General features: G+C 70.5%; 11 protein-coding genes. 1 reads left to right on the top strand and 10 read right to left on the bottom strand.

From position 1 onward, the window contains the following. The first annotated feature begins 10 nt into the window (after positions 1–10). Positions 11–502 carry a DUF3515 domain-containing protein gene (locus tag C5E06_RS05110; protein WP_104240612.1) on the top strand — a complete coding sequence of 164 codons (492 nt, stop codon included), beginning with the start codon at positions 11–13 and terminating at the stop codon, positions 500–502. Positions 503–581: 79 nt separating this feature from the next. On the opposite strand, the gene C5E06_RS05105 is transcribed toward C5E06_RS05110, so the two are convergent. From C5E06_RS05105 to C5E06_RS05060, 10 genes are all read right to left on the bottom strand, one after another. After that, positions 582–1,784, bottom strand: a complete 1,203-nt coding sequence (locus C5E06_RS05105) for a D-alanine--D-alanine ligase family protein (RefSeq protein ID WP_104240611.1) — start codon at positions 1,782–1,784, stop codon at positions 582–584. Positions 1,785–1,855: 71 nt separating this feature from the next. Further along, positions 1,856–2,863, bottom strand: a complete 1,008-nt coding sequence (locus C5E06_RS05100) for an NAD(P)H-dependent glycerol-3-phosphate dehydrogenase (protein ID WP_104240610.1) — start codon at positions 2,861–2,863, stop codon at positions 1,856–1,858. Next, positions 2,860–3,648 carry a 1-acyl-sn-glycerol-3-phosphate acyltransferase gene (locus C5E06_RS05095; RefSeq protein ID WP_258063059.1) on the bottom strand — a complete coding sequence of 263 codons (789 nt, stop codon included), beginning with the start codon at positions 3,646–3,648 and terminating at the stop codon, positions 2,860–2,862. The genes C5E06_RS05100 and C5E06_RS05095 overlap by 4 nt, the downstream gene beginning before the upstream one ends. A gap of 2 nt (positions 3,649–3,650) precedes the next feature. Next, on the bottom strand, positions 3,651–5,021 hold the full coding sequence (gene murA, locus C5E06_RS05090) for a UDP-N-acetylglucosamine 1-carboxyvinyltransferase (protein WP_104240609.1): 1,371 nt from the start codon (positions 5,019–5,021) through the stop codon (positions 3,651–3,653). Continuing rightward, complete coding sequence (gene leuD / locus C5E06_RS05085) at positions 5,018–5,647, bottom strand: 3-isopropylmalate dehydratase small subunit (RefSeq protein WP_104240608.1); 630 nt, start codon at positions 5,645–5,647, stop codon at positions 5,018–5,020. Before leuD ends, murA begins: the two co-directional genes overlap by 4 nt. Then, a complete protein-coding gene (gene leuC, locus C5E06_RS05080) occupies positions 5,647–7,143 on the bottom strand; it encodes a 3-isopropylmalate dehydratase large subunit (protein ID WP_104306201.1) in 1,497 nt (498 codons plus the stop codon). The genes leuD and leuC overlap by 1 nt, the downstream gene beginning before the upstream one ends. Positions 7,144–7,351: 208 nt before the next feature. Continuing rightward, positions 7,352–8,140 (bottom strand): FHA domain-containing protein, encoded by a 789-nt coding sequence (locus tag C5E06_RS05075; protein WP_146081313.1) that lies wholly within the window; start codon positions 8,138–8,140, stop codon positions 7,352–7,354. Beyond that, entirely contained in the window at positions 8,076–10,526 is a 2,451-nt protein-coding gene (locus C5E06_RS05070) for a transglutaminaseTgpA domain-containing protein (protein WP_146081312.1), read from the bottom strand. Before C5E06_RS05070 ends, C5E06_RS05075 begins: the two co-directional genes overlap by 65 nt. Next, positions 10,523–11,752 (bottom strand): DUF58 domain-containing protein, encoded by a 1,230-nt coding sequence (locus C5E06_RS05065; protein ID WP_104240604.1) that lies wholly within the window; start codon positions 11,750–11,752, stop codon positions 10,523–10,525. The genes C5E06_RS05070 and C5E06_RS05065 overlap by 4 nt, the downstream gene beginning before the upstream one ends. Beyond that, entirely contained in the window at positions 11,752–12,720 is a 969-nt protein-coding gene (locus C5E06_RS05060) for a MoxR family ATPase (RefSeq protein WP_181057772.1), read from the bottom strand. Before C5E06_RS05060 ends, C5E06_RS05065 begins: the two co-directional genes overlap by 1 nt. Positions 12,721–12,725: the final 5 nt, after the last annotated feature.

The raw sequence follows: 12,725 nt of genomic DNA, 5'->3' as shown, positions 1-12,725 counted from the left end.
CTGGGAGCAAATGTCTCGAACCTTCCGCTCCGCCTCGCGCATCGGCTCCGCCGTGATCGCGACCGCCGCATCCGTCGTCCTGCTCACCGCCTGCAACAGCGCGAGCGTTCCCATGGAACCGGCTCCCGACGCGGCCGCCCCGGAGTGCGCCGAGGTCTCGGTCCGCCTGCCCTCGACGGTCGACGGGCTCGAGCTGCGCCTCACCAACGCGCAGGCGACGGGAGCCTGGGGCACCCCGGCCGGCGTGCTGCTCCGCTGCGGCGTTCCGACACCGGGGCCGACCTCCGAGCAGTGCGTCAGCCTGAGCGGTATCGACTGGATCGTCGACGACAGCCAGGCGCCCACCTACCGGTTCACGAGCTACGGCCGCACACCCGCCGTCGAGGTCGTCGTCGATTCGGACGTCGCATCGGGCACCACCGTGCTCGTCGACCTCGACGATGCCGTCTCGAGGCTGCCGAAGACCGGTGCCTGCGTCGGCGCCGACGACGTCCTCGGCTAGCACCACCCCGGAGAGCGCCGCCGAGCTGACTGCGGCCCCAGTGCCCCGGAGCACGACCAGCTCCCGCACGGCGGGCCTCCTAGCGCGTGAGGCGCGCCTCGCGGGCTGCGGCGTGCGCGCTCGCGACCTCGATGAGCTCGGTGATGAGCTGCGGGTAGCTCATGCCGCTCGCCTGCCAGCACTTCGGGAACATCGAGATGGGCGTGAATCCCGGCATCGTGTTGATCTCGTTGACGACGAACCCGTCGTCCGTCAGGAAGAAGTCGACGCGGGCCAGGCCGGAGGCGCCGAGCGCCTCGAAGGCACGCACGCCGAGCTCCGCCATCTCCGCGAGCAGCTCGTCGCTCAGCTCGGCGGGGCACCGCAGCTCCACCCCGGAATCATCGAGGTACTTCGCCTCGAAGTCGTAGAACTCCGCCTTCGTCATGACGATCTCGCCGGCGACCGAGGCGCGAGCCCGCTCCCCCGGCCGCGACTCGAGCACGGCGATCTCGACCTCGCGGCCCACGACCGCTGCCTCGACGAGCACGTGGTCGTCCTCCGCGAGGGCCGTCGTCATGGCGGCTGCGAACTCGTCGAGCGCGGCGACCTTGCTGACGCCGACGCTCGAGCCAGCGCGGGCGGGCTTGACGAACACCGGCAGCCCGAGCCGGTCGACGGTCTCTGCGGCCAGCGACGCACCCCGCGTGTCCCACTGGTGCTGCGAGATCGTGACGCCGTCGGCGACCTGCAGGCCCGCGTCCCTGAGCACGATCTTCGTGTAGTGCTTGTCCATGCCGACGCTCGCGGCGAGCACCGACGAGCCGACGAACGGCAGGCCGACGAGCTCGAGCATGCCCTGCACGGTGCCGTCCTCGCCGAAGGGGCCGTGGAGGATCGGGAACACCAGGTCGACCTCGCCGAGCGACGTGCGCTCGGTTCGCTCCGCTCCCGCTTCGGCACCGTGAGCGTCGCCCTCGACACGCGAGACCGTCACCTCGCGGTGCTTGGCCGAATCGGGCAGGTGGATGCGCGTGCCGTTGTCGACGACCTCCGGCAGGTTCTCGGGGTCGAGCGCGAACTTGTCGGCGTCGTCGTCCTCGAGCACCCAGGCGCCGTCGCGCGTGATGCCGATGGGCAGCACCCGGTACTTCTCACGGTCGATAGCTCCGAGGACACCGCTCGCCGTCGCGCACGAGATGGCGTGCTCGCTCGAACGGCCGCCGAAGACGACGGCGATGAGCGGCCGCGCATCCCCAGCGGGGGTTGAGCTGGCGGAGGCGTTCAGCTGAGCTGTCGACATGAGGTTTCCTTCCACGAGCGACTCTTCGCTCACCGCACAAGGGTACGGGGTCGCCCAAGCCGCACCGGGCGCTACTCGCCGCTCGGGCCCTCGTCGGTCGCGAGGTGGGGGGCGAGGTCGGCGGGGCTCATCCGGCCGTGGAGCACGTCGTCGATCTGCGTCGCGATGGGCATCTCCACGCCGTGGCGCTCGGCCAGCTCGAGGATCGCGCCGACGGAGCGAAGCCCCTCGGCGGTCTGCTGCATCTGGGCGACGACGTCGTCGTAGACGTAGCCCTGCCCGAGGAGGCGCCCGGCCGTGAAGTTGCGGGACAGGGGCGACTCGCAGGTCGCGATGAGGTCTCCCAGGCCCGCCAAGCCGATCATGGTGGACGCCTGCGCACCCATCGCGACGGCGAAGTCGGAGATCTCGGCGAGCCCGCGCGTCATCACGGACGCCTTCGTGTTCTCGCCGTAGCCGACGCCGTCGACGATGCCGACGGCGATGGCGATGAGGTTCTTGAGGACCCCACCGAACTCGGTGCCGACGACGTCCACGTTGACGAACGACCGGAGGTAGTCGTTGCGCGCGAGCTTCGCGACGCTGACGGCGGTGGCCTCGCTCGCCGATGCCACGACGATCGCCGTGGGCTGCTCTTTCGCGATCTCGAGCGCGATGTTGGGCCCGCTCGCGACAGCCACCCGTTCGGCCGGGATCTGCAGGACGCCCTCGAGCACCTCGCTCATGCGAAGCCCACTCGCCCGCTCGACGCCCTTCATGAGGCTCACGACGACCGCGTCGCCCTCGATGTGGGGGGCCAGCTGGGCGGAGAGCTCACGGGCGGTCTGCGCCGGCACCGACACGAAGACGAACTGCTGCCCGCGGACCGCCTCGACCAGGTCGGGCGTCGCGTGCAGGTTCCTCGGCAGGTCGATGCCGGGGAGGTAGCCCGTGTTCCGGTGCGACTCGTTGATCTCGTTCGCGACCTCGGTTCGGCGCGCCCAGAGGGTCACGTCGTGGCCCGCATCCGCGAGCACCTTCGCGAAGGTCGTGCCCCAGCTGCCGCTGCCGAGGACGACGGCACGCTGCGCCGAGCTCACGCTCCCCCCGCCTCTCGGGACGAGCCGCCCCGGTCCTGGGGGAACTTGCCGTGCTCGCTCTGGCCGTGCTTCGCGGGGTCGTACAGCTCAGCCGGAGCCTCTTCACCTCTGATGCCCTCGAGGAGACGGGTCACGTCGTGCATGACGAGCTCCGTGGCGCCCTTCATGGCGCTCGCGCTGTGCATACGTCCGGTGAACTCCGTGAGGCTCACCGGTTCGCCGACGTGCACCGTGATCTTCGTCCGCCATCCGAGCGTCGGCTTCTTCGCGTACCGCGGCAGGATGTTCTGCGCACCCCAGATCGCGGTCGGGTAGACGGGGATGTCGGCGCTCAGCGCGACCCTCGCCGCGCCGTTCTTGCCGCGCATCGGCCACAGGTTCGGCTCGCGGGTGAGGGTGCCCTCCGGGTAGATGATGACACCCTGCCCGAGCCTCGCGAGCTGCTGGGCGGACGCGATCGCGGCCTGGTTGGCGCCGCGCGCGTCGCGCGAGACGGGGATCTGCCCGCTCTTGCGGAGGATCCAGCCGAGTCCCTTGACGCGGAAGAGCCGGTCGGCGGCCATGAAGCGCGGCGCGCGGCCGAGCTTCCACACGGCCATCCCCATGAGGAGCGGATCGACCTCGCTGGTGTGGTTCGGGGCGACGATGAACGCGCCCCGCTCCGGCAGCGTGCCCTTGATCTCCCAGCGCATGATCGGCCAGCTCAGCGGAAAGGCGATCGCCGCGAGGAACCAGAAGATCGAGGGCTTGGTCTTCTCAGGCGATCCGCGCTTCCCAGCGGACACTCCTACGCCTCAACCGTGAAGTCGGCTCCGAGGGTCTCGAGCTTCGCGATGAAGTTCTCGTAGCCGCGCGCGATGATGCCGACGTTCGAGACCCGCGAGGTGCCCTCTGCCGCGAGCGCCGCGATGAGGTGGCTGAAGCCGCCGCGGAGGTCGGGGACCTCGATGTCGGCGGCCTTGAGCTTCGTCGGGCCGGAGATCACGGCCGAGTGCTGGAAGTTGCGCTGGCCGAAGCGGCACTCCTGGCTGCCGAGGCACTCGCGGTGCAGCTGGATGTCGCTGCCCATCTCGACGAGCGCGTCGACGAAGCCGAAGCGCTGCTCGTACACCGTCTCGTGCACGATCGAGACGCCGTGCGCCTGCGTCAGGGCCACGACGAGCGGCTGCTGCCAGTCGGTCATGAAGCCGGGGTGCACGTCGGTCTCGATGACGACGGGGCGCAGCTCGCCGCCCGGGTGGTAGAAGCGGATGCCGTCGTCGTGGATCTCGAACGCTCCGCCTGCCTTGCGGAACACGTTGAGGAACGTGAGCATCTCGGGCTGCTTGGCACCGCCGACGAAGATGTCGCCGTGCGTGACGAGTGCCGCGGAGGCCCAGCTGGCTGCCTCGTTGCGGTCGAAGAGCGCCTTGTGGCTGTAGCCGCCGAGACGCTCGACACCCTCGATGCGGATGACGCGGTCGGCATCCACCGAGATGATGGCGCCCATCTTCTGCAGGATGTTGATGAGGTCCATGATCTCGGGCTCGATGGCCGCGTTGCGCAGCTCCGTGCGGCCGTCCGCGCGGACGGCGGTGAGCAGGACCTGCTCGGTGGCGCCCACCGAGGGGTACGGGAGCGTGACCTTGGCACCGTGGAGGCCCTCGGGGGCGCTCATGCGGATGCCGCTCGGGAGCTTCTCGATGACGGCACCGAAGTTGCGGAGCACCTCGAGGTGGAAGTCGATGGGCCGGTCGCCGATGCGGCAGCCGCCGAGGTCGGGGATGAAGGCCTCGCCGAGGCGGTGCAGCAGCGGGCCGCAGAAGAGGATCGGGATGCGGCTGGAGCCGGCGTGCGCGTTGATCTCGGCCATGTGGGCCGTCTCGACGTTCGTCGGGTCGAGGCGAAGGTCGCCGGAGACCTCGTTGCGGTCGATCTTCACGCCGTGCAGCGTGAGGAGACCGGCGACGACGCGCACGTCGGAGATGTCCGGCACGTCGCGGAGGACGCTGACCTCCTCGCCGAGCAGCGCTGCGACCATGGCCTTGGTGACGAGGTTCTTCGCGCCACGCACCTCGATGCGACCCGAGAGCGGGCGTCCGCCGTTGAAGACGATGGTGTCGCCGGTCAGACCGACTGATGCGCCGGCGCGAGCCGAGTCGTTGGTGATCGTGTTCACTGAGTTGCACTCCCTGCGGTGGTGGACCTGCGGATCGGAAGAGTCCGCGGACGCCACGCCTCTCGGCGTGACTCAAAGGTGGAGATCGCGTGTTCGTCACGCAACGTCAACGAGATGTCGTCGAGCCCCTCGAGCAGACGCCATCTCGTGTAGTCGTCGATCTCGAACGTCGCCGTCATGTCTCCGACAGTAACGGTGTTCGTGGTGAGATCAACGACCGCAGTCGCACCCGGGGCTGCCTCGGCGGCGTCCCAGAGCTGTTCTACGAGGTGCTCGGCCAGCGTGGCGACAAGCAGTCCTTGCTTGCCGGCGTTGCCGAGGAAGATGTCGCCGAAGCGGGATCCGATGACGGCGCGGAAGCCGTAGTCCTTGAGCGCCCACACGGCGTGCTCCCGGGAGGAGCCGGTTCCGAAGTCCGGTCCGACGAGCAGGATGCGCGGGTCGTCCTGGTACTCGGGCCGGTTGAGCACGAAGTCAGGGTCCTGCCGCCAGCCGTTGAACAGCGCGTCCTCGTAGCCCGTCTTCGTGACGCGCTTGAGGTAGACGGCGGGCAGGATCTGGTCGGTGTCGACGTTGGAGCGGCGCAGCGGCACGGCGGCTCCCTCGATGCGGGTGATCTTCTCCATCAGACGGCCACCTCCTGCGGCGTTCGGGTGTCGGTGCTCGCGGCGGGCGCGGCGGGCTCGTCGAGATCAGACGGACTGGAGAGCGTACCCCGAACCGCGGTCGCAGCGGCGACGAGGGGCGACACGAGGTGCGTGCGTCCGCCCTTGCCCTGCCTGCCTTCGAAGTTGCGGTTGGAGGTGGACGCGCAGCGCTGCCCGGGCTCGAGCTGGTCCGGGTTCATGCCGAGGCACATCGAGCAGCCGGCGAAGCGCCATTCTGCGCCGAACTCGGTGATGATCTTGTCGAGGCCCTCGGCTTCCGCCTCGAGGCGCACGCGTGCCGAGCCTGGCACGACCATGACGCGGACGCCCTCGGCCTTCTGGCGGCCGCGGATGACGGAGGTGAAGGCACGGAGGTCCTCGATGCGGCTGTTGGTGCAGGAGCCCATGAAGACGACGTCCACGGGGATGCTCTTCATGGGTCGTCCGGCATCGAGCGCCATGTACTCGAGCGCGCGCTCGGCGGCCTGGCGGTCGTTGGGGTCCGCGAAGTCGGACGGTTCCGGGACGACCCCGCTGAGGGAGATGCCCTGGCCCGGGTTGGTTCCCCACGTGACGAACGGCTCGAGGGTGTCGGCGTCGATGAAGACCTCGGCGTCGAAGCTCGCGTCGTCGTCGGTCCTGAGGGTGCGCCAGTAGTCGACGGCAGCGTCCCAGTCGTCGCCGACCGGGGCGTGGTCGCGGCCTTCCAGGTAGGCGAAGGTCTTGTCGTCCGGGGCCACCATGCCGGCGCGAGCGCCCGCCTCGATGGACATGTTGCAGACGGTCATGCGGCCCTCCATGGAGAGCGCCTCGATGGCCGAGCCGCGGTACTCGAGCACGTAGCCGGCTCCGCCGCCCGTGCCGATCTTGGCGATGACGGCGAGGATGATGTCCTTCGCCGTGACGCCCTCCTTGAGCGTGCCGTCGACGTTGATGGCCATCGTCTTGAACGGCTTGATGGCGAGCGTCTGCGTGGCCAGCACATGCTCGACCTCGCTCGTGCCGATGCCGAACGCGATGGCTCCGAAGGCGCCGTGCGTCGACGTGTGGGAGTCGCCGCAGACGACCGTGATGCCCGGCTGCGTCAGCCCGAGCTGCGGCCCGACGACGTGCACGATGCCCTGCTCGGCGTCGCCCAGGGGGTGGAGCCGGATGCCGAACTCCTTGGCGTTGCGGCGCAGCGTCTCGATCTGCGTGCGGCTCGTCGTGTCCGCGATGCGGTTGAGGATGTCGACCGTCGGCGTGTTGTGGTCTTCCGTCGCGATGGTGAGGTCGGGGCGCCGCACCGGGCGGCCCGCGACTCGGAGACCGTCGAAGGCCTGCGGGCTGGTGACCTCGTGCATGATGTGCAGGTCGATGTAGATGAGGTCGGGCGAGCCGTCTTCACCCTTGGCCACGAGGTGGTCTTCCCAGACCTTCTGGGCCAGGGTCCTCGGCGGCGACTGTGCCTCGTTCGTGCTGTCTTCCGTCTTCATGTTGCTTGCGTCTCCTCGCATCTGCTCAGGCGCCATCGACACCGCGACGGGATGCACCTGCGAAGTTAGGCCCCGTCGCGGCAGCAAAGGAGAAGCAGACCGGCAGACATGCGAACCATGCTAACACTGCGCCTTTCAGCGGGTTCTGGGCCGTGAGCTGCATCCGTTCGGGCACGCGGCTCCTGACTGGGCGAAGGCGAGGCGACAGCTAGCTCCGGCGTATCGAGAGCCGGTATTCGCCCAGCTGCACGACGTCGCCTGAGCGGAGTTCCGCTGGGACTCCAGGCTCAACCGCGAGCGCGCCGTGCGCATTCCCGCCGGGGAAGAGGGCGACGCCGTTCGTGGAGTTCAGGTCGTCGACGTAGAGGCGCTCGCCGTCGGCCCAGAAGCGCGCGTGCGTCTTCGACATGGTCTGCGTGATGTCGGGGACCGCGGAGACGGAGGCGTCGGGGAATCGATCCTGCGAGGGGTTTCGACCGATGACGACGGGCCCGTAGATGGGGACACTGACGCCGTCGGCGAGGACGACCACCCACTCGGGCAGAGGCTGCTCGGCGCTGGCGCCAGGGGCGTCGTGGCCCGGCTGCTCGAGCCTCGCCTCGGAAGCATGCGCCGCGCCGGTGAGCCCGGCCGGCGACTCGGGCGAGAGACCCGGCTGCGGGGTGCCGCCGAACGGGGCCGCGCTGGGGGCCGCGGACGGCACCGCGAGCTGGTCGCTCGTCGACGGCGCTGCTGGCAGATGCGCCGCTCGCGCGTGGTCGGGAACCGAGGGCTGCTGCGGGGAGAGCCTCGGCCGTGGCGCCGGCATCGGAGGAAGCGGGTACTCGTCGTCGAGCTCAGCGCGCAGCCAGTCGTCGGCTGGGGCTTCCTGCGCCCCGCCGTTCGCTGCCGACGGCGGCGACCATTCGGGCCGCCCCGACGTGTTCGCTGCCTCAGGCACGATCGCGCCCTGCCCGATCAGCCCGGGCGGCACCCCGATGAACCCAGAATGTTCCACGGGGCCATGATACGGGGCGCGGGGCGCGGCGGAACGTGAATCGTCCACGCAGACGGCGCCAGAAGCCGACGGAGCCCCTCGCCTCGGCGACGGCGGCGTCCGCGTCAGCCCACAGCGAGGCCAGGTCCGCGTCGCTCACGGGGTCGCCCCCGAACACGGCCCGGTCGCTTCGGTCGGCGAGCGGGACGAGCGAGGGATGCACGGCACCAGCGGTCTGGACCCGGGTCGCTCGGCGCGGAATCGGGTAGCCGAGCTCGGCGAAGCGGTCGATGCTGTCGCTCCACGCCCCCGCCGCCCGCTGGTCGGGGCTACCCTCGCGCAGCCGCCGGCTCCGCCTCCTGCGCTTGAGGAGGGCGACGGCGAGCAGCGGGACGAGGAACAGCGCGAGCGGGACCGCGAGGGAGATCCCGAGCGTGAGCGCCCAAGCCGGCCACGTCTCCTCGTCGTCGGGTTCCTCCTCCTGTCGTCGCTCGTCGGCGCTCGTGAGGAGCTCGTCTGGCTTCTCCTGCGTCTGCGGGGGCTGACGGACCTGCGCCTTCGGCTTGGACTGCGGGTCGGTGGTCGTGTTGACGGGCACGTCGGTCTGCTCCGGCGTCGGGTCGAACGCGACCCAGCCGAAGCCCTCGAACGGCACCTCGACCCAGGCGGTGACATCGGACCCGCGCACCTCGATGGTGCCGTCTGCCGAGATCTGCTCCGGCGCGTAGCCCATGACCACCCGGGCGGGGAACCCGAGCTGGCGCGCCATGATCGCCATCGCGGACGCGTACTGCTCCTGGTCGCCCACGAGGTAGCGGAGGTCGAAGAGCTCCTGCATGCGGTCGAGCCCGTGTCCGGCGCGCGATGGCACGGAGTCGCTCGCCGTGCCGTGGCTGAAGAAGCCCTCGGCGATGAGCGCGTTCTCGATCGCCTTGAGCTGCAGGTACGGGGAGGTCTCTCCCGCGATGTAGCTCTGCATCCGCTCGACGAGGGCAGCGGGCGCCGACGGCATCGCGGGATAGTCGAGGTCGAGGACTGCCGCATTGTCGAGCTGCCCCTCGACGGGGAGGTCCTGGACGAGCGCGGAGACCTGGTAGCTGTCGCCCTCGCGGAGCCCCGAGGTGATGAGCCCTCCCCCGGTTCTGGCGTTGTAGCGGAAGTCGCCGCTGCGGTCCGGCAGGCTGCCGCCTGCGAGGTTCACGTCGGTGGGGACGCCGACGCTCGGCAGCCAGATGTCGGAGTAGTCGCGGATCGTGACGTCGATCGATCGCTCGGAGGATGAGGTCACCAGCGGGTCGCTCGGGACGACTCGACCGGAGAGGTTGTAGCTGCCGGTCGAGGCGAGCGTCGCGGCGGGGTCTGCGATCTGCCAGGACTTGCCCGAGTAGCTCTCGAGCGTCGCGAGGCGCAGCCGGTCTCCCCCTTCGAGGCCGGTCACGTCGAACAGCGTCGAGTCAGGTCTGAGCTTCGAGTACTCGCGGAATCCGGCGAGCGGGCTCGTGTGCGAGAGCGGATCGAACGGCGGCGTCACCTGTTCGCGCGCCACCACGCGCTGCTCGGCGACGGTCGCGGAGGCGACGTAGCCGCCCGCGGTCGTGATGACGGCGGCGACGAGGACGATCACGGCCGTGCCGAGCGCACGGGAGCGCGCGAGGGCCCGCCTCGCCTCGGTCGATGCGATATTGCCGAGGCCGCGGCGCCAGCTGAGCCAGACGAGCGCGACGACGGCGAAGGCACCGCCGCGCAGCACGCCGGCGACGCTGTCCTCGGTGCCGACGAAGATGGCGCTCGCGAGGACCGCCAGGGGGCCGAGGAGCGCGAGGCTCGGAGGCCAGATCGCCCCGGGCCGCTTCGGGGCGACCCACAGCAGCAGCATCATGGCGACGAGGGAGGTGAGGGCCGCCGCGAAGTACGGGAGCACCGCGAGGTACGCGGGGGCGAGGAGCGGGGTGGAGAGCGTCACGGCGTCGCGCCAGGCGAAGACCGGGGCGCGGGCGAGGTCGGCGAGGGTCGAGAAGCTCGGCAGCACTCCTGCGAAGGCCGCCTCCGGCAACGCGAAGGCGGTGCCGAGCAGGAAGTAGGCAGCGGTGGCGACGAGGAGGGCGTTGAGCCGTGTCAGGTCGAGCCAGCGCGCGAGGACCGCTGATCCGATGCCGACGATCAGGCCGCCCGCGACCGCGAGCAGGAACCAGGCGCCGCCGAAGGCCGGAGCGAAGCCGAGCGAGGCGAGCAGCGTCAGGACCGCGATGACCACGGCGTCGATGAGGGTCCGCGAGTCCAGGCCAGGGCGGAGGTGTCCACGTGCCTCCTTGGCGCGTCCTGCCCGGCCCGGCCGCGTCCTGCCCCGTTCGGCCGGCCGTGGACCGGTCTCCCCGTCCAGGGTCCCGTCTGCCGCGGCCGCCGTCACGTGCGCACCCGCGTCTCGCGGACCAGGCGCGGCAGGTCGTCGAGCTCCGGCACCGTGCAGACGACGGTCTCGCGCAGCCGCGTGCGACTCGCGGGGTGCCCGATGGCGCAGCGGAAGACGACGAGGGTCACGTCCGCCGCGTACACGGACTGCAGTTGCCCGAGCTGGGCGTCCGTCGTGGCGCTTCCGCAGACGAGGAACACGATGCTCGCCTGCGGGAGGCGCCTGACGCTGAGCGCGATGAAATCGCGGAGGGAGGGTGAGCTCGCCGTCCACGCCTCGAGCCTGCTGCTCCCGTCGAGCATCGACGAGACCGCTCGGGTGGGCAGACGACCGCTCTGCGTGAGGGCGCTCACGGCGACGCCCGAGCGGATGAGCTCCTGCGTCAGGGACGCGAGCACCTCGACGCCGAGCTCGAACTCGTCTTCCGAGGCGTAGGCGGCGGCCTCGAGGGTCTGCAGCACGTTGGCCTGCGAGCGACGCGTCTCCTGGAACTGCCGGACCATGAGGAGACCCGTGCGTGCGCTGGTCCGCCAGTGGATGTTCCTCCGGTCGTCTCCGGACTCGTAAGGCCGCAGCGCATGGAACGCGAGGTCGTCGTCGGTGATGCGCTCCCCCGTCACGCCCTCGAGGTCGCGGAGCAGCCCGGCGACCTGGGCGGTGAGGCGAACCGTCCGGGGATGCACGAACAGCTCGAGCACCCCGGTCCACCTGGTCGACCGCTCGAGGAGCCCGAGCGGGTCGCCGCGCAGCGACCTGGCAGGTCCGGCCTCGATGACGGCCCTGCGGCTGGTCGGCACGGCGAAGAGGTCCTCGTGCGTCTCGTCGGGCGCGAGCTGCGGGATGCTGAACTCGGCCGTCGCGTGCCCGACCGGCAGCGCGAGGCGGGTGGGCAGCACGCGGCGCTCGCCGAGGTTCGTGACCTGGAGCCGGCCGAGGGCCCGGTCGCCGACGCGCACTCGCCTGGGCTCGAGCTCGACCTGCACGCCGAAGCTCTCGCGTCCGATCGTGAAGGGCACCGCGGCGGCGAAGACCCCGACGAGGACGCCCCCGATGCCGATCAGCTCGAGCCAGCCGAAGGCGGTTCCGGCGACGAGGAGCACGACGCCGGCGACGAGCACGATCCACCCGAGCGGCGTGACGCACCTGATGGCGTCGCCGATCGTGAGGCGGTCGCGCTCGGCAGACTCGGCCTCAGCTTCGGTGGAGACGTGCCCCTCGGTCATCAGGCGGCTCGGTGCTGGGGAGGCTCGACCTCGATGAGGCAGCGGTCGATGACCTGATCCGGGGTCGTGCCGGAGAACTCCGCCTCGGGGTCGAGGATGAGCCGGTGCGCGAGCACGGGGTGCGCGAGGTCGCGCACATCGTCGGGCACGACGTAGCGGCGACCGTGTGCGAGCGCCCAGGCCTTGACGGCGCGCGCGAGCGCGAGCGCGCCGCGGACGGAGACGCCGACGAGCACGTCGCGGTCGGCGCGCGTGGCGGTGACGATCTCCGAGACGTACGCCATGATCGACTCGTCGACGTGCACCTCGGCGGCGAGCTCCTGCATGACGACGACGTTCTCGGCGTGGAGGATGGCGGGCACGCTGTCGGCGCGCTGCCGGTTGCCCGCATCCATGAGCAGCCGCACGGTGCTCGCGTGGTCGGGGTAGCCGAGGGACGTCTTCATGAGGAAGCGGTCGAGCTGGGCCTCAGGGAGCTTGTAGGTGCCCGCCTGCTCGACGGGGTTCTGCGTGGCGATGACGAGGAACGGCACGGGAACGGGATGCGGGGTGCCGTCGACCGTGACTCGCCCCTCCTCCATCACCTCGAGGAGGGCGGACTGGGTCTTCGGCGAGGCGCGGTTGATCTCGTCGGCGAGCACGATCGAGGCGAAGATCGGGCCGGGGTGGAACTCGAAGGCGCGCGTGCCCTGATCGAAGATCGTCACGCCAGTGACGTCGGAGGGCAGCAGGTCGGGGGTGAACTGCACGCGGCTGTTGCTGCCGTCGATGGTCTTCGCGAGCGCCTTGGCGAGCACCGTCTTGCCGGTGCCAGGCACGTCCTCGAGGAGGAGGTGGCCCTGGCTGAAGAGGGTCGTGAGCGTGAGCTCGACGACGTGCCGCTTGCCGACGACCGCCTGCTCGATGTTGGTCGTCAGGCGCTCGAAGGCGTCCTTGAACCAGGCGGCCTGCTCTTCGGTCACGGTCATGCTGG

This window comes from Pseudoclavibacter sp. RFBI5 (assembly GCF_002931395.1).
GTDB lineage: Bacteria > Actinomycetota > Actinomycetes > Actinomycetales > Microbacteriaceae > Pseudoclavibacter.
The sequence above is the reverse complement of the archived record's forward strand: the minus strand, read 5'-3'. Positions and strand labels throughout refer to the sequence as shown.